This window comes from Nocardia grenadensis (genome assembly GCF_050942415.1).
Classification (GTDB): Bacteria; Actinomycetota; Actinomycetes; order Mycobacteriales; family Mycobacteriaceae; genus Nocardia; species Nocardia grenadensis.
The window spans coordinates 4,447,881-4,464,302 of the sequence record NZ_CP192054.1 but is presented as its reverse complement, the minus strand read 5'-3'; the positions used below and the strand labels follow the sequence as shown (position 1 = coordinate 4,464,302).

Genomic DNA, 16,422 nt, shown 5'->3' with positions numbered 1-16,422 from the left:
AGCCTATCGAAACCCGGCGTCCGGCCGGGTCGCGGCCCGGTCCGGTGGCGACGGCCGACGGTGAGGCGGGCGGTGCCCGGCGGATCGAAGATCTCCCCGTGGTCGTCCGGTCGTGCGAGTATGGACGAGGTGCGCTTTTGCGAAAGGCGGTGCGGCATGGCCGGATTCGTACTCGACCAGGCCGGGGTGCGGGCCCTGGTGGCGTTGGCGTTCGCAGTGGCGGCGCTGGTGGTGCTGGCCCGGGTGATATCCGCCGTGCCGGTGCTCGCGACGGGGGAGTCCGCGGGCAGTGCCGGGGGCTGCGGCGACCCGGCGCACGGTGGTGATCACGAATCCGACGCCGCGCATCTGCTGATGTGCGCGGTCATGCTGGTGATGGTGCTGTTCCCCACCCGCGTGCACGGCCACGCCCTGCACGGTGTACTGCTCGCGATGACGCTCGTGTTCACCCTGCTGTTGGGCGATCGGCTCGTGCGCTGGTATCGCGATGCGTATCCACGGTCGGGCCGGCGTGCGGCGGCCATCGGATACCACCTGGTCGCGGCCGCGGTGATGCTTTTCACGATGGCGGGTCACAGCGGTGGCGGGCACGGCGCGGACCCGGGGCCGGCCGCCGTATTCGCTGCCCTGTTCCTGACGGACGCCGTCGTGGTGCTGATCTCGGTGCGCGGCGGACGGGCACGCTGGTGGGCAGCGCATCCGGCCGCGGCGGCCGCCGGCCGCGGACTGCCCGTCGCCGTGCTCCCGCATCTCATCATGGATCTCGGTATGGCCTATATGCTGCTGGCCTGACCGCCGGCGGCCCGGCCCCGCAGCACGGTCGAGATCCGGACGTGTTCGGGGGCGAGCGCCGCGCGTAACAGCTCGGCCACCGCACCGGCACTGTCCGCGGCGGCCCCGCAGGTGAACACGTCGACGAAGATATCCCCGGTCTCCGGGTAGGTGTGCAGCGAGGCATGCGATTCGGCCAGTAGTGCCAGCACGGTGACCCCGTGCGGGTCGAACTGTTTACCGACGACCTCGCAGACGGTCACCCCCGCGGCGGACAGCGCGTGCCGCAGCGCGGCCTCGAGCCGCCCGCGATCGTCGCACAGTGCCGGGTCCACCCCACCGAACTCGGCCAGCACATGCCGGCCGCTGAATTCCGCCGCCACCTTCGGCCTCAATCGCTCGCAACGGCGCGCGGGATCACCCCGACACCACCGTGACCTCGTCGAAGACCACATCACCGGCCGCATCCGATTCGGCCAGGTCGACCGTGGCGAACAGCGCCCAGCCGTGATCGCCCGCCGGATCGTCGAAGGTCTGGCGCACCTGCCAGAAACCGGGCCGCGTCTCGACCCGGAACAGTTGCGGACCGCGCGCGTCGGGACCGGTACCGATGGTGTCGTACTCATCGAAATAGGGGCTCAGGTCGGCCGCCCAGTCCGGACCGGGGGACAGCTCCGCCAGCTCGTCCCAGCGCTGGCGGGCGGCCAGTTCGACCCGGCGGAACACGGCATTGCGCACCATCACCCGGAACGCGCGCTCGTTGGCCGTGACCGGGCGCACGCTCTCCCCACCGAACGCGATCTGCCCGGCATCGGTCTCCGCACCCGGCCCGGTCAGCTGCTCCCATTCGTCGAGCAGACTGGAATCCACCTGCCGCACCAGCTCGCCCAGCCATTCGGTGAGATCGTCGAGTTCCTCGGTGCGCGCCGACTCCGGCACGGTCCGGCGCAGGGCGCGGTAGGCGTCGGCGAGGTAGCGCAGCACCACCCCTTCGGAGCGGGCGAGTTCGTAGTAGGAGATCAGTTCGGTGAAAGTCATGGCCCGTTCGACCATGTCGCGCACCACCGATTTCGGTGACGGCGCGAACTCCGACAGCCATGGATGCCCGGCTCGGTAGGTCTCGTAGGCGCCCTCGATCAGCTCGGCGAGCGGTTTCGGCCAGGTGATGTCCTCGAGCAGTTCCATCCGCTCGTCGTACTCGATACCCTCCGCCTTCATCTCGGCCACGGCCTCCCCGCGTGCCTTGTGCTGCTGGGCCATCAGCAGCTGCCGGGGATCCTCGAGGGTGGCCTCGACCAGGGACACCATATCGAGCGCGTAGCTCGGCGACGCGCTGTCGAGCAGTTCGAAGGTGGCGAGGGCGAACGGTGACAGCGGCTGGTCCAATGCGAAATCCCGCTGCAGGTCCACGGTGAGCCGTGCGTAGCGGCCGTGCTCGTCGGGTTCGGACAGTTGCTGCACCACACCGGCGTCGCGCAGCGCCCGGTACAGCCGGACGGCGCGCAGGATATGGCGCCGCTGCGCCGGGCGCGGTTCGTGATTGTCCTCCAGCAGATGCCGCATGGCCCGGAAGCAGTTGCCCGGCCGCGCGATCACATTCAGCAGCATGGCGTTGGTGACCGCGAAACGCGACACCATGGGTTCGGGCGCGGCCGCGACCAGCCGGTCGAATGTTTCCTCGCTCCACGAGACGAAACCTTCGGGGGGTTTGCGGCGCTGCACTTTGCGCATCTTCTTCGGATCGTCGCCGGCCTTGGCCAGCAACCGGGTGTTCTCGACCTCGTGCTCGGGTGCCTGCACCACTACGGTGCCCATGGTGTCGAAACCGGCTCGCCCTGCCCGCCCGGCGATCTGGTGGAATTCCCGGGCCTTGAGCCGCCGGGTGCGCACACCGTCGAATTTGGTGAGACCGGTCAACAACACGGTGCGGATCGGGACATTGATCCCGACGCCCAGCGTGTCGGTACCGCAGACGACCTTCAGCAATCCGTCCTGGGCGAGGCGCTCCACCAACCGGCGATATTTGGGCAGCATCCCGGCGTGATGGACGCCGATGCCGTGCCGGATGAGGCGGGACAGCGTTTTCCCGAAACCGGACGAGAAGCGGAAGCCGCCCAGCGCTTCCGCGATGGCGTCCTTCTCGGCCCGGGTGGCGAAGTTCGCGCTGGTCAGCGCCTGCGCTCGCTCCAGCGCCGCGGCCTGGGTGAAATGGACGACATACACGGGGGCCTGATGCGTGGTGACCAGCTCGGTCAGTGTTTCGGTGATCGGCGTACGCGCGTAGGAGAAATGCAGCGGCACCGGGCGCTCGGTACCGGCGACCACCGCGGCCGCGCGGCCGGTGCGGCGTTCGAGGTCGGCGGCGAAGAAATCGACCTCGCCGAGGGTGGCAGACATGAGCAGGAATTGCGCGCGGGGCAGTTCGAGCAGCGGCACCTGCCAGGCCCAGCCGCGGTCGGGATCGGCGTAGAAATGGAATTCGTCCATCACCACCTGCCCGATATCGGCCTCCGGACCCTCCCGCAACGCCAGGTTGGCGAGGATCTCGGCAGTGGCGCAGATGATGGGCGCGGTCGGATTCACCGCGGCGTCTCCGGTCACCATGCCCACCCGTTCGGCGCCGAAAACCTCGCACAGTGCGAAGAATTTCTCGCTCACCAGCGCTTTGATCGGCGCGGTGTAGTAGCTGCGCAGCCCCCGGGTCAGCGCGAAGAGATGGGCGCCCACAGCGACCAGTGATTTCCCCGAACCGGTGGGGGTGGCGAGAATGACATGGGACCCGGCCGCCAGCTCCAGCAACGCCTCGTCCTGAGCCGGATAGAGCGCGGTACCCTGCTCGGCGGCCCATATCGCGAACGACTCATACAGTGCGTCGGCGTCGGTCCCCGGTATCTCGAGCAGTTCGGTCAGATCCACCCCGGACACCCTACGTGCTGCCGCAGGTCGATCACCGGCACGGTAGGCGTGTGCCGGGTCTCACCCGCCGGGACGTATCAGCCGCGTTCGTCGTCGTCGCCGGTGTAGCCGCCCTGCTCGGCGAGGAAACGCTCGAATTCGGCGCCCAGCTCGTCGCCGCTGGGCAGCTCACCCTCACCTACCAGCAGGCTGGACTGCCGTTCCTGGGCGCTGACGAACGTGTCGTACTGGCGCTCCAGCGCGTGCACCACCGTCTCCACCTCCGCGTTGCCCGCGATGTGCTCGTTGACCTGCTCGCGTACCCGCGCCGCCGCCTCGCCCAACGCGGCGAGCGGGAACTCGAGGCCCGCGTTCTCACCGACGTGTTCGAGCAGGGTCTGCGCGGCTTCCGGGTACGAGGTCTGCGCCAGATAGTGCGGGACGTGTACCGAGAAACCCAGCGATTCGTGCCCGTGCTGGGCCATGCGGTACTCCAGCAGCGTGGCCGCGCTCGCGGGTACTTGCAGTTCACCCGGCCAGCGCTGGTTTTCCGGGATGAGATCGCGGTTCGACGAATGCGCGGTGAGCCCCAGCGGCCGGGTGTGCGGAACCGCCATGGGGATGGCGCTCAGACCGATACTGCGGCGCACACCGAGCTGTTCGGACAGCAACCGGACCGCGGTGGTGAACTTCTCCCAGCGCAGATCCGGTTCCATGCCGGCGAGCAGCAGGAACGGGGTGCCTCCGGTATCGCGCAGCGCCCACAGGTTCAGCTCGGGCTCGGCGTACTCGGAGAAATGATCGGTCTTGAAGGTCATCAGGGGGCGCCGCGAGCGATAGTCCAGCAGCTCGTCCACATCGAACGAGGCGACGAGTTCGCTCTCCAGGCTCTCCCGCAGGTGGGTCGTGGCCAGCCGGACCGCGTGACCCGCGTCGGAGTACCCCTCCAAGCCGTGCACCAGGACCGGCCCCGAACCGTCGTCGGACGACAGCTGCGGAGCGGGGAACTCCAGTTCGTACATTCGCGACTCGTAGTCCATCGCGTACTCCTTCCTGCGCGATCCGTGCGGGCGGTCGGGCAACACTGCTGGTATCCGCTGCCGTGCCGCGTGCCGCGAATCGCCTCCATTGTCCCCCATGCAGATGTCGGGCCACACGCGGCCGTACATCGGCTCTCTGTGCTGACAACAGCGGTCGCCGCCGGTGAATTCCCCGCTCCCGGCGGGCGGGTCGGGGAATCGGTGTGGACTTGTGGCCGGTGAACGCACCGGGGAGTCTGGCACACTCCGCTGGGGGACGTACCCCATTTCCCGGCCGGTAACCCGGTCTCGGTGCCATGGCAGGCCGCTGACCGGAGTTGTCCACAACCCCGAGTTGTCCACAGACTTCCTGAGGACCGGTGTTTTCCCAGCTCACGCCAAGACTGCGGGAGATCCGATACCGCATGCTCGGGCCATGACTTCCGCTGCGCCGTTCTCCCATTCCCCCTCCGCCGACGCCCGGCCGGTCCCGCACCGGGGCGGCCGCCCGGGCGCCGCGCCGCCCCGCGCGCACCGGGCCGCGGGACGCTGCCCCACCGCGCGGGCGCTGACCGCACCCGGCGGCTCACGTGTTCCGTCGCCCCCGGCATCCGGTGGGAACGCTTCCGCCCCGCGCCTCCCCGGGCGGCCTACCTACGAGTACGCCGCGGCTACGCGAGCCCGCTGCGCCGACCGGGCCGGTCACGAGTACGACCGCCCGCTCCGGACCGGACCCGCCCGGCTCGACGACCCGGGAGATCTGCTCGCCGCGCTCCCCGCCATGCTCGGCTTCCGGCCGGAGCGTTCGCTGGTGCTGGCCGTCCTGTGCGCGGCGTCCACGGCGGAGAGTGCGGTCATCGATCTCGTGGTGCGCTTCGATCTGCGCCATCCCGGCACCGGCGCGCCGTCCGATACCGAGACGGTGGCCGCCGCGGCCGCCCGGATCTGTGCCCGCCCAGGAGTGGTCGGAGTGCTAGCCGTCCTGGTGGACGATGCGCTGACCGAGGGGGAACCGGCCGGACCGCAACGGATTCCGGTCTTCGGAGAACTGGAACGGCAACTGGCATCCTGTGCGGTGCCGGTGCGCGGCGCCTGGGCCGCTCGGTCGATCGCGGCCGGGCAGCCGTGGTGGAGTGTGACGGGTCCACCGTGCCGCGGGCGGATCGCCGATCCGGTGGCCTCGACGGTGACCCTCGACCGGGTTCTGGACGGGCGGCCGATCCGCCGTAGCCGGGACGAACTGACCGCCTTGGTCGCCCCGGACGATATGCTGCGTGCGCGGGTGTCGAGCGAACTGCAGGATGCCAGGAATCGCGCCAAGGACAGATATGTGGCCGCCGCGCAGCGCGGTGATCCGGCCGGATATCTGCGCGGCGAACTGATGACCGTGCTCTGGCTCATCGCGAACGCCGAATCCGGCCCCGGACTCGATGCCCGGGAGCTCGCCCAGATCACCGTGGCCCTGCGCGACCGTGAGGTCCGCGACGCCCTCTTCGCCGTGGCGGATACCGCGCACGCCGAAGCGGCCGAAAGCCTACTGGCCCTGCTGACCCGTGCGCTGGACGGTGCCGACCGAGCGGAAGCGGCGACCCTGCTCGGCTATTTCGCCTATGTGCGAGGCGACGGCCCGTTCGCCGGAATCGCCCTGGACGCGGCGCTGGACGCCGAGCCGCACCACTCGATGGCGGCCCTGCTGCATACCGCGCTGGAGGCCGGTATGCGACCCGAACGCCTCCGCGATCTGGCGCAGTGCGGCCGCGACGCCGCCACCGCCCTCGGCGTCGACCCGGCCGCCGTGTGGTGAGGCCCGCTGCGCCCGGATCAGCGTGCGCTGTGTGCGCGCGAGCCGAGGCCCCGCAGATAACTCCAGGCGGTGGAGACGATCTCGTCGAGGTCGTTGTGCTCGGGTCGCCAGCCGAGTTCGTCGATCGCGCGCCGGCTGGAGGCGATCAGCACGGCCGGGTCACCGGCGCGGCGCGGGGCATCGACCGCGGCGATGGGCCCGCCGGTGACCCGTTCGCACGCCGAGATCACCTCGCGTACGGAGAAGCCCGTACCGCTGCCGAGATTGAACACCCGATGGGTGCTCGTCGCGGCGGTCTCCAAGGCCAGCAGATGTGCCTGCGCCAGGTCCAGGATGTGGATGTAGTCGCGGACCGCGGTGCCGTCGTGGGTCGGCCAATCGGTGCCGAATACCGAAATGGAATCCCGGTGTCCCGCGGCCACCTGCAGCACCAGCGGAATCAGATGCGTCTCCACCACCCGGTTCTCGCCGAGGCCGCCATAGGCCCCGGCCACATTGAAATAGCGCAGGCTGGTGGCGGCCAGCCCGTGGGCGACGGAATACGAGGTGATGGCGTGATCGATCGCCAGCTTCGACGCGCCGTACGGGTTGGTGGGGCGAGTCGGTGCCTCCTCGGTGATCGGAACCTGTTCCGGCTCGCCGTACACCGCCGCCGTCGAGGAGAAGACGAGTCGCCGGGTATCGGTTTCGCGCATCGCGTCCAGCAGCGCGAGGGTTTTCACCACATTGCCGTGCCAGTACTTTTCGGGCCGCTGTACCGATTCGCCGACCAGCGATTGTGCCGCGAAATGCAGAACTCCGTCGAATTGCCGGGCGCGCAGCAAGTCCGGCGCGGCCTCGGCGATATCACCTTCGACGAATTCGACGCCCTCGGGCACCCCGTCGGCATTACCCGTCGACAGATCGTCGAGGACCACCACTTCGTGTCCCTGCTCCCGCAGCACGAGCGCGCAGACGCCACCCACATATCCGGCTCCGCCGGTGACCAGAAGTTTCATCGATCAGACCAGCTTCACCTGAACGGCGTGGGCCATTTCGTCGGGCAGTTCGTACCCCGAGTGGCCCGGCACCGTGATGACGACGGCACCCGGTTTGCTCTCGACGGTGACCCGGGCGTCGGGCACCACGCCGGCCTCCCGCAGCCGGCCGATCACCTCGGGGTCGGTCTGAATGTGTTCGGCCAGCCGGCGCACCACCACCGCGTGCGTACGGCCCTGCGGCAGTTCGGACAACCGCTTCAGCGGTTCCTCCAGCGACTGGGCCGCGGAGATACCGAGTTCGTCCAGGCCGGGGATGGGGTTGCCGTAGGGAGAGGTCGTGGGGTGGTTGAGCACCTCGACGAGCCGCCGTTCGACATCCTCGCTCATCACATGTTCCCAGCGACAGGCTTCGGCATGCACGTTCTGCCAGTCCAGGCCGATGATATCCACCAGCAACCGCTCGGCCAGCCGGTGCTTACGCATGACCGCGACCGCCATACTGCGGCCCTTCTCGGTCAGTTCGAGATGCCGGTCACCCGCGACGAGCAGCAGTCCGTCGCGTTCCATCCGGGCCACGGTCTGGCTGACCGTGGGGCCACTCTGCTCGAGGCGCTCGGCGATCCGGGCCCGCAGGGGTACTACGCCCTCCTCCTCGAGGTCGTAGATGGTACGGAGATACATCTCCGTGGTGTCGACCAGATCCTTCACTGTTGCCCCTTCGTCGGCACGAATTCTACCTGCGCACCAGCGACCCCGGTCGAATCGAACGGGTCGCCTGACGCGATGGGAATACATTCGGCGCGCGGCCCGACGCCGCAGTCGCGCATACATGTATTTCTACTGCATGACAACGTGCGATGGGGTTTCACCCTTCCCGATACGGTTGCGATCATGGCCACTGCACCGCCGGACGTGAACCCCGGCCCCCGCGAACCGGGGACCGTTGTGTGGACCGACCGTTTCCTGGACTACTCGTGGACCCCCGAGCATCCGATGAAACCGGTGCGTCTGCAGTACACGATGGCGCTGGCGCGCTCGCTCGGGATACTCGACGGAATCGAACTGCTGGAGCCCGGCGCGGCCGGCCGCGCGGAATTGCTCCGGATACACACCGGCGCCTATATCGAGGCGGTCCGCTCGGCGGTGCCGCGGGAGACAGTGGGTGATCTACCGGTCGACCCGCCCTACGGGCTCGGATCCAGCGACAATCCGGTGTTCCCCCGAATGCACGAGGCCGCCTCGGTGATCGTCGGCGGTACCCTGGCCGCGGCCCACGCCATCGCCACGGGCGCCACACGACGGGCGGTGAGCATCGGTGGCGGTATGCATCACGCCATGCCGGGCCGGGCCGCCGGTTTCTGTGTGTACAACGACGCGGCGGTGGCCATCTCCTGGCTGCTCGACCACGGGTTCGACCGGATCGCCTACCTCGATGTGGATGTCCATCACGGTGACGGGGTACAGCACGCGTTCTATCGGGATCCGCGGGTGCTCACCGTATCGATCCACCAGCATCCCGCCACACTGTGGCCGAACACCGGCTGGCCGGACGAGACCGGTAGCGGCCCCGGAGACGGCACCGCGATCAATCTCCCGCTGCTGCCGGGGACCCGCGATCCGCAGTGGTTGCGCGCCTTCCACGCGGTCGTACCCGGCGCGGTGGCGGCGTTCCGGCCCCAGCTGGTGGTCAGCCAGTGCGGGGTGGATACCCACCGCGAGGATCCGCTCGCGGAGCTCGAATTGGGTATCGAGGGGCAGCGGGCGGCCTTCCTGGCGATGCGCGAGCTGGCCGACCGATATGCCGAGGGGCGGTGGTTGGCGGTCGGCGGGGGCGGGTACGGCCTGGTGCGGGTGGTGCCCCGGGCCTGGACCCATCTCCTGGGTATCGCGCTCGACCGCCCGGTGGACCCGGCGGCCCCGATACCGCAGGATTGGATCGATCTCGTGCACACCGACAGGCCACGGATATCACCGCCTCGCACCATGGGCGACGGTGTGGATATCGCGTTCCGGCGCTGGGACGGTCCCGGGGGGACCGCCGAAACCGGGGACGCGCGATTCGACCGCGCCCAGCACGCCGTCGATGCGGCCGTTCTCGCCACCCGCCGAGCGTGCTTCGGCCCGCTCGGCCTGGACCCGGAGGATCCGCGTGACTGACCCCGCCGACCGTGCTCCCGACCATCCGCCGCCGGCGCCGCTGCACTGGCAGGCCGATGTCCTGGCCTCCGACGGCGGTGTGGTGCGGGTGCGCCCGATCACCCCGGCCGACGCCGACGAGCTGCAGCGATTCCACACCGCACTGTCCGAGCGCAGCCGCTACCTGCGCTATTTCGGGCCGTACCCGCGAATATCGCCGAAGGATCTACACCGCACCACTCACCTCGACTATCGGGACCGGGTCGGACTCGTCGTGGTCCTCGGGGACGCGATAATCGCCGTCGGGCGCTACGAGATCCTGGACCGGGCCGGCTCGCGCGCGGCGGAGGTCGCCTTCGTGGTGGCCGACGAGCATCAGGGGCGCGGGCTCGGGTCGATCCTGCTGGAACATCTGGCCGGGGCAGCCGCGGAGAACCGGATCGACACCTTCGTCGCCGAGGTGCTGGCCGAGAACACCGTGATGGTCACCGTGTTCCGTGAGGCCGGCTACCAGGTGGAACGCAGTCGGGACGGTTCGGTGCTGCATCTGGAATTCGCCATCGACCCCACCGAGGCATTGCGCTCGGTGCGCGACGCGCGGGAACGTGCCTCGGAGGCACGCAGTGTGGGCAACCTGCTGGCCCCGCGTTCGGTGGCGGTGATCGGCGCGACGCCGAGCACCGCCCGCGTCGGCGGTGTGGTGCTGGCCAATCTGCTGGACGGAACGTTCCAGGGTGCGGTCTACCCGGTGAACCCCGAGCGGCGTTCGGTCCGCGGCGTCCACGCGTATCCGACGGTTCGCGATATCCCGGACGAGGTGGACCTTGCCGTCGTCGCGGTACCCGCCGCCGCCATCGGATCGGTGCTCGACGACTGTATGGCCAAGGGCGTCAAAGGCCTACTGGTGCTGTCGGCGGGGTTCGGGGAGACGGGGGAGGAGGGCCGCAGGGCGGAGGCCGAACTGGTCGCGGCCGCCCGGGGGCACGGCATGCGCGTCGTGGGGCCGAGTGCGCTGGGCATCGCGAACACCGACCCGGCGGTCGGTCTCAATGCCACGCTGGCCACCCTGTTGCCTGGCCGCGGACGGATCGGTTTCTTCTGTCAGTCGGGGCCGCTCGGGGTGGCCATCCTCGCCGAGGCCGCCACGCGCAATCTGGGACTGTCCACCTTCGTCTCCGCCGGTAACCGCGCCGACGTTTCCGGCAACGATCTGCTGCAGTACTGGGATACCGACGCCGATACCGAGGTGATCCTGCTGTATCTGGAGAGTTTCGGTAATCCGCGGAAGTTCTCCCGTATCGCGCGCCGGGTGGCCCGCAACAAACCGATCGTCGCGGTCAGTCCCAGCCGGCTGGCCGCCCGCGGGATGTCGGACGGCGGGCTGGATCGATCCATCGTCCGCGATCTCTTCGCGCAATCCGGTGTGGTGCAGGCGGATTCGATTTCCGAGATGTTCGACTGCGCGGCCCTGCTGGGCTACCAGCCGCTGCCCCGCGGACCCCGGCCGGCCGTCGTGGGCAACAGCACCGCGCTCAACTGGCTGACCTCCGACGCGGCGCGCAGTGAGGGGCTCACCGTGGTCCAGCCGGTGGATCTCGGTCCACAGGCCACCCCCGAGGACTTCCGGATCGCAGTCGCCGCGGCACTGGAAGCCGAGAACACCGATGCGGTGATCGTGATCTTCGCACCACCGATCCCGCTGCCGCAGAGCGGATATGCCGAGGCGATCCGGGCGGCCGTGGCCTCGGTGCCCGCGACCAAGCCGGTGCTCACCACCTTCGCCGGCGGGGACGGCATCCCGAACCTGCTGGCCGTCCGCGGTCCGGGCGCGGCCGCGATCCGCGGATCCATTCCGTCCTTCCCCGACCCGGCGCGCGCGGTCCGCGCGCTGGCCCGAGTGCATCGCTACGCGCGCTGGCGCGACCTGCCCGCGTTCCCGGACTCCGAGACCATCCACACCGGCGACGAGAACGGGCGACCAACCGGTATCGATAGCGAGCGGGCCGTGCGGTTGATGGAGCAGTGGACGACCGATCCGGCCGGGCGGTGGCTGACCGACGATGAGACCGTCCTACTGCTCGAGTCCTACGGCATCTCCGTGGTGGAGTTCCGGGCGGTCCGCGATGCCGAGGCGGCCGTAGCGGCGGCCGAGGCGCTGGGATATCCGGTGGCGGCGAAGGCCACCAATGAGAGCTGGCGGCGCCGCCCCGATATGAGCTGGGTGCGGTTGGACCTGTGGCGTCCGGACGCGGTACGCCAGGCCTATCGCGATCTGGTCGAGCTGTGCGGGGACCCGCTCCTGCACATCCAGCGGATGGCCCCCAAGGGCGTCGGCTGTGTGCTGAAGGTGCAGGACGACCCGGCGTTCGGCTCGGTCATCGAATTCGGGCTCTCCGGGCCGATCATCGAACTCCTCGGCGATCGGGCCTATCGGGCGCTGCCACTGTCGGCCCAGGAAGCCGCCGCGCTGATCGACGCACCGCGTGCCGCCCCGCTACTGAACGGGACCCCGGCGAGTCCCCGGGTGGACAAAGCGGCTCTCATCGAACTCACCCGGCGTATCTCGGCGATGTTCGACGATCTCCCCGAACTACGGGAACTGTCCTTCGAGCCGGTGCTGGCCGCCCCGGAATCGGCGGCGATCCTCTATGCCCGCGCCCGGATCGGTCCGCAGCCGAGCCGCTTCGACACCGGGCCACGCCGGTTGGGATAGGAATCGGGCAGCGGGTCCCGTGCCGGGCCTTCTCGGGGCCATTCCGCCGGACCGGCCGGCAGGCCGCTGGTTGCCGGCCCCGGCACAGCGTGATCCGACCGGGTATAAGGCCGTGCAGACGGGGCATCGATACAGCGTGACCGGCCGAAACCGGCCGGTCACCGTTTCCCTGACAGGTGTCGCTATCAGCTCGCGTAGGCGCGCAGCCGGTCCGCCCGCTCGCCCTTACGCAGCTTGGACATGACCTCGCGCTCGATCTGCCGGACCCGTTCCCGGGACAGGCCGAACAGCTTGCCGATCTGATCCAGGGTGCGCGGCTGGCCGTCGTCCAGTCCGAACCGCAGGCGGATGACCTGCTGTTCGCGTTCGTCGAGGGTGTTGAGCACGCTGCGCACGTCGTGGTGCAACAGACCGGCGATCACGGCGCTCTCGGCCGAGGTGGCCTCGGAGTCCTCGATGAAATCGCCCAGCGGGGCTTCTTCGTCGTTACCCACCGGCATGTCCAGGCTCACCGGATCGCGGCTGTGATCGAGCAGATCGGCGATCTTCTCCACCGCGATACCCGACTCGGACGCGAGCTCCTCGTCGGTGGCCTCCCGCCCGAGCTGCTGATGCAGTTCGCGCTTGATCCGGGCGAGCTTGTTGACCTGTTCGACCAGATGGACCGGGAGCCGGATGGTGCGGCTCTGATCGGCCATCCCCCTGGTGATCGCCTGCCGGATCCACCAGGTGGCGTAGGTCGAGAACTTGAAGCCCTTCGCGTAGTCGAACTTCTCCATCGCGCGGATCAGGCCCAGATTGCCCTCTTGGATGAGGTCCAGCAGGGGCATCCCGCGACCCGTGTACCGCTTGGCGAGCGAGACGACCAGGCGCAGGTTGGCCTCCAGCAGGTGCGACCGCGCGGCCTGGCCCTCTCGGACGACCATGGCCAGATCACGCTTGCGGGTCGCCGACAAACGCTTGCCGGTCTCCAGCAGGTGCTGGGCGTAGAGACCCGCCTCGATGCGCTTGGCCAGTTCGACCTCGTCGGCAGCGGTGAGCAGCGCGGTCCGGCCGATTCCGTTCAGGTACACACGTACCAGGTCGGCGGCGGGGCTCTGAGCGTCGAGGTCCGAATCGGTGGGGCGCACACGAGTAGTGGCGGGGCTTGTCATGACTTGCCTCCTGTCGGTGGTGTCTCACTCCGAACAACGGACCCGACATAGGGAAAGTTCCCTCGCCGGGCACGGATAAACCGCTCTGAACTGCAGTTATCACTGTGGCGTTCTGAGAAGTTCCTGAGAACGAGAGCGCCTCGGCAGGCGGCGGAACACGCGGTGGGGCGTCGCTCTAGTGCGGCACCGGATGGATCACCCCATGCCGCACCAAACCGGTGACCACTCCGAGGGCGGCATCCGCGAACTCGGGGGAAACCTCCTCCGCTCCCTGTGACAGTGCCAGCAATTCGATCAGTTCGTACAACGGCAGGCCGTCGGACCGCATTCCCGCCAGTAGGGAGACCGTCGTCTCGTCCACCTCATGCTGCCAGCGCGGTCCATCGCCCCGGTGTAGGCGTACCACCTGTTGCTCCCAGCCCTGCTCACCCGGCAGCGACACCCGCTCGAGCGCGGTCGCCGGGTCGATCCGGTAGCGCGAGCGCCGGGCCCGGTCCGGATCCGCGGCGATCTCGCGCAACCAGGCGGATCGCTGGAAGTAGGCGAGCACTTCCGTACCCAGCGGATCGTCGAAGCCGTGGGTGAGGTCCTCGGCCAGCACTTCGGTCGGCGCGTCCACGGCGCGCAGGTAGACGAAACCGAAACCGATACCGGTCACCTCGGCCCGGTCCAGCGCGGTCAGCCATTCCTCGGCCCGCTGCTGGGCCGCGGGGGTGCGTGGATCGAGGCCGGCATCGCGCAGCCAGGTGCCCACGTACAGCGCGGGGTCGGCGACATCGCGCTGGACGACCCAGGCGTCGATACCGTGCGCGGGCAACCAGCTCGAGACGCGCTGCCGCCAATCCCGGTCCTCGGTGTGCACCCAGGCGGCCAGCACCGCGGCGGTCCCGCCGGGGGCCAGTAGCTCGGGGACACCCGAGATCACCAGTTCGCTGGCGCCGTCGAGGGCGAGCCCGGAATCACGGTAGGTGTGCTCGACCCGGGCGGGCCCGACCACGAAGGGTGGATTGGCCACCACCTGATCGAACCGCCGCCCGGCGACGGGTTCGAACCACGATCCCGGCACCAGGTCGATATCCAGATCGTTGAGCGCCGCGGTGGCCTCGGCCAGCCACAGCGCGCGTGGGTTCACATCCGTGGCGGTGACCGAGCGGGCGTAGGAGGCGGCGTGTACGGCCTGGATACCGCAGCCGGTGCCCAGATCCAGCACCGAGCCCACCGGTGCCGTCGGGGTGGCCCGCAGTAGTGAGAGCGAAGCATGGCCGACCCCGAGCACATGATCCTCGGTCAGGGTGCGCCGGTGCATCGACTCGTCGAGATCGGACAGGATCCAGCGGTTTCCCGCACCGATATCGGTCGGGCGCAGGTCCAACGCCGCGCGTATCTCGCCGCCCGAGCGGGTCAGCAGTCCCGCCGCCACGGCCTCGTCGATCCGGACCGGGGCCAGCGCCGCGGCGGCCTCGCGCTCGTCCAGCGCGTCACCGAGGAGCAGCAGCCGGACGAGCGAACCCAGTTCACCGGCGGTACGTGCGGCCCGGCGCACCGGTACCGGTTCTCCGCGGCCCAGGGCGCTGTGCGCGTCGTCGCCCAGCGTTTCGAGTAGCGTGTCGGCGTCGTATCCCACCCCGGTCAGCGCGGTGCGCAGGGCGGGGCACAGGGCGGTCAGCGGTGAGCGGACAGTCGATCCGTAGGTGGGCACAGCGGTAACTCTGCCACCCCTGCGGTGACGGCCGGATGGCCGCACCGCCGTGGCGGTGTGGCCGGAGTCGGCGATGACGAGCGGTCTAGCCGTCGATCTGGTCGTGCCGGCGTTCCTCCAGCGCGGGACGTGGACGGTCCCAGCGGCTGGGTTCGTTCTTGTCCCGCGGCGGCCGGTCGTTGGCGATGAGGACCGCGATCCAGGGCAGCGGTACCGAAGCCGCCATGATCAGGATCGAGATCAGGGCATTGCCGAAGACCGTGTAGGCCACCCCGGCCAGGATCAGCGCCGGGATCCGGAACGCCATGATGATCGTGTACCGCCGGACCCGGGCCCGGTGCTGCTCCTCGAAGGACGGGGCCGCCTTCGTGATCAGCGCCGCGTGCCGGGCGTCGTCGCCGGGGAAGTATCCGCGCGAACGAGAGGGACGGGCCGGCCGCGGTGTGCCGGGGGGCGCGCCGGGACCGCTCGCACCGGCGTCGAGGTGCTCCGAGCCGCGCTCGGAGTCTTCGCCGTGCTGCTGCATACCTTCGAGTCTTGCACTATCGCCGTTACCGTGTACAACGCGTCCGCCGGTAACCGTGCGCGGTGGGCGTGATGCCGGGTCCGGCCTCGTCGAGATGGTGCCGGATCGTCATCGCCTGTGGGCGGAGGGAATGCGCCTTCGCCCGGGCGGACGACCGGTTTCACGTAGGCGTGTCGCCCGTCGGCCCGCACCGGTGGGACGGTGGTGGCCGCCACCGCCACACGCCGGGTACTGCCCGGTCGCGGGGGTGATCGTGCGAACGGGGTGCCGTGATGCGGCATCATGGAGGGCGTGAGTACCGATACTCTGGTCCGCCCCGATACGACCACCGACGAGACCACCGGTGACGACACCCCCAAGTTCTTCCACTACGTGAAGAAGGACAAGATCGCCGAGAGTGCCGTGATGGGCACCATGGTGGTCGCCCTGTGCGGGGAAGTCTTCCCGGTGACGCGTTCGCCGAAGCCCGGTTCGCCGGTCTGCCCCGAGTGCAAGAAGGTCTACGAGTCCCTCCGCAAGGGCGACTGACTGCATCCGGACCGGGCCCGTAGGGCCGTCGGCTCCACCTGAGTGTGCGCCGAGGGCGGTACCGGCGAGGTTGCCGCACCGGGCGTACCCCGGTGCGCTGCGGGGTTCGGCGCGCCGAAACGCGAGCGTGGTCACCGGACCGGCTTGCCGGCTGTTTCTTGCCCCACTACATGGGCGCGGCCGCTTCGGCGGAACAA

At 69.5% G+C, this 16,422-nt stretch carries 13 protein-coding genes; 5 read left to right on the top strand and 8 right to left on the bottom strand.

Features of this window, described 5'->3' with window-relative positions; translation table 11 throughout:
- Positions 1–156 precede the first annotated feature (156 nt).
- Positions 157–792 (top strand): DUF5134 domain-containing protein, encoded by a 636-nt coding sequence (locus ACQPYS_RS20325; RefSeq protein ID WP_433490475.1) that lies wholly within the window; start codon positions 157–159, stop codon positions 790–792.
- Here ACQPYS_RS20325 and speD read toward each other — a convergent pair.
- The 3 genes from speD to ACQPYS_RS20310 all read right to left on the bottom strand — a co-directional run bounded on the left by speD (position 774) and on the right by ACQPYS_RS20310 (position 4,706).
- Positions 774–1,154 carry an adenosylmethionine decarboxylase gene (gene speD, locus ACQPYS_RS20320; RefSeq protein WP_218020817.1) on the bottom strand — a complete coding sequence of 127 codons (381 nt, stop codon included), beginning with the start codon at positions 1,152–1,154 and terminating at the stop codon, positions 774–776. The two genes, ACQPYS_RS20325 and speD, sit on opposite strands and share 19 nt — an antisense overlap.
- A gap of 34 nt (positions 1,155–1,188) precedes the next feature.
- A complete protein-coding gene (locus ACQPYS_RS20315; RefSeq protein ID WP_433490474.1) occupies positions 1,189–3,687 on the bottom strand; it encodes a DEAD/DEAH box helicase in 2,499 nt (832 codons plus the stop codon).
- A gap of 77 nt (positions 3,688–3,764) precedes the next feature.
- Entirely contained in the window at positions 3,765–4,706 is a 942-nt protein-coding gene (locus ACQPYS_RS20310) for a PAC2 family protein (protein WP_433490473.1), read from the bottom strand.
- Positions 4,707–5,121: 415 nt separating this feature from the next.
- Between ACQPYS_RS20310 and ACQPYS_RS20305 the strand changes: the two genes are divergently transcribed.
- On the top strand, positions 5,122–6,489 hold the full coding sequence (locus ACQPYS_RS20305) for a DUF4192 domain-containing protein (RefSeq protein ID WP_063040208.1): 1,368 nt from the start codon (positions 5,122–5,124) through the stop codon (positions 6,487–6,489).
- 17 nt (positions 6,490–6,506) lie between these two features.
- Here the strand turns inward: ACQPYS_RS20305 and galE are convergent, their stop codons facing one another.
- Both galE and ACQPYS_RS20295 read right to left on the bottom strand, forming a co-directional pair.
- Positions 6,507–7,487 (bottom strand): UDP-glucose 4-epimerase GalE, encoded by a 981-nt coding sequence (gene galE / locus ACQPYS_RS20300; protein WP_063040206.1) that lies wholly within the window; start codon positions 7,485–7,487, stop codon positions 6,507–6,509.
- 3 nt (positions 7,488–7,490) lie between these two features.
- Positions 7,491–8,177: a metal-dependent transcriptional regulator gene (locus ACQPYS_RS20295; protein ID WP_063040204.1), complete on the bottom strand. Its 687-nt coding sequence runs from the start codon at positions 8,175–8,177 to the stop codon at positions 7,491–7,493.
- A gap of 183 nt (positions 8,178–8,360) precedes the next feature.
- Between ACQPYS_RS20295 and ACQPYS_RS20290 the strand changes: the two genes are divergently transcribed.
- Positions 8,361–9,626: an acetoin utilization protein AcuC gene (locus ACQPYS_RS20290; protein WP_063040329.1), complete on the top strand. Its 1,266-nt coding sequence runs from the start codon at positions 8,361–8,363 to the stop codon at positions 9,624–9,626.
- Positions 9,619–12,318 (top strand): GNAT family N-acetyltransferase, encoded by a 2,700-nt coding sequence (locus ACQPYS_RS20285; RefSeq protein ID WP_433490472.1) that lies wholly within the window; start codon positions 9,619–9,621, stop codon positions 12,316–12,318. Before ACQPYS_RS20290 ends, ACQPYS_RS20285 begins: the two co-directional genes overlap by 8 nt.
- Before the next feature lie 185 nt (positions 12,319–12,503).
- Here the strand turns inward: ACQPYS_RS20285 and ACQPYS_RS20280 are convergent, their stop codons facing one another.
- The 3 genes from ACQPYS_RS20280 to ACQPYS_RS20270 all read right to left on the bottom strand — a co-directional run bounded on the left by ACQPYS_RS20280 (position 12,504) and on the right by ACQPYS_RS20270 (position 15,697).
- On the bottom strand, positions 12,504–13,472 hold the full coding sequence (locus ACQPYS_RS20280) for a sigma-70 family RNA polymerase sigma factor (protein ID WP_063040202.1): 969 nt from the start codon (positions 13,470–13,472) through the stop codon (positions 12,504–12,506).
- A 175-nt stretch (positions 13,473–13,647) separates the two neighbouring features.
- The gene (locus ACQPYS_RS20275) at positions 13,648–15,171 is read right to left on the bottom strand and encodes a DUF7059 domain-containing protein (RefSeq protein ID WP_433490471.1); all 1,524 of its coding nucleotides are present in this window, start codon (positions 15,169–15,171) and stop codon (positions 13,648–13,650) included.
- A gap of 85 nt (positions 15,172–15,256) precedes the next feature.
- Positions 15,257–15,697 carry a DUF3099 domain-containing protein gene (locus tag ACQPYS_RS20270; RefSeq protein ID WP_039825702.1) on the bottom strand — a complete coding sequence of 147 codons (441 nt, stop codon included), beginning with the start codon at positions 15,695–15,697 and terminating at the stop codon, positions 15,257–15,259.
- A 291-nt stretch (positions 15,698–15,988) separates the two neighbouring features.
- Between ACQPYS_RS20270 and ACQPYS_RS20265 the strand changes: the two genes are divergently transcribed.
- Positions 15,989–16,225 (top strand): DUF3039 domain-containing protein, encoded by a 237-nt coding sequence (locus ACQPYS_RS20265; RefSeq protein ID WP_063040327.1) that lies wholly within the window; start codon positions 15,989–15,991, stop codon positions 16,223–16,225.
- Positions 16,226–16,422 lie beyond the last annotated feature (197 nt).

Coding starts and splice junctions, on each gene's coding strand:
- ACQPYS_RS20310 (WP_433490473.1), bottom strand. CDS start 4,706: ATGGACTACGAGTCGCGAATGTACGAACTGGAGTTCCCCGCTCCGCAG.
- ACQPYS_RS20305 (WP_063040208.1), top strand. CDS start 5,122: ATGACTTCCGCTGCGCCGTTCTCCCATTCCCCCTCCGCCGACGCCCGG.
- ACQPYS_RS20280 (WP_063040202.1), bottom strand. CDS start 13,472: ATGACAAGCCCCGCCACTACTCGTGTGCGCCCCACCGATTCGGACCTC.
- galE (WP_063040206.1), bottom strand. CDS start 7,487: ATGAAACTTCTGGTCACCGGCGGAGCCGGATATGTGGGTGGCGTCTGC.
- ACQPYS_RS20290 (WP_063040329.1), top strand. CDS start 8,361: ATGGCCACTGCACCGCCGGACGTGAACCCCGGCCCCCGCGAACCGGGG.
- ACQPYS_RS20325 (WP_433490475.1), top strand. CDS start 157: ATGGCCGGATTCGTACTCGACCAGGCCGGGGTGCGGGCCCTGGTGGCG.
- ACQPYS_RS20270 (WP_039825702.1), bottom strand. CDS start 15,697: ATGCAGCAGCACGGCGAAGACTCCGAGCGCGGCTCGGAGCACCTCGAC.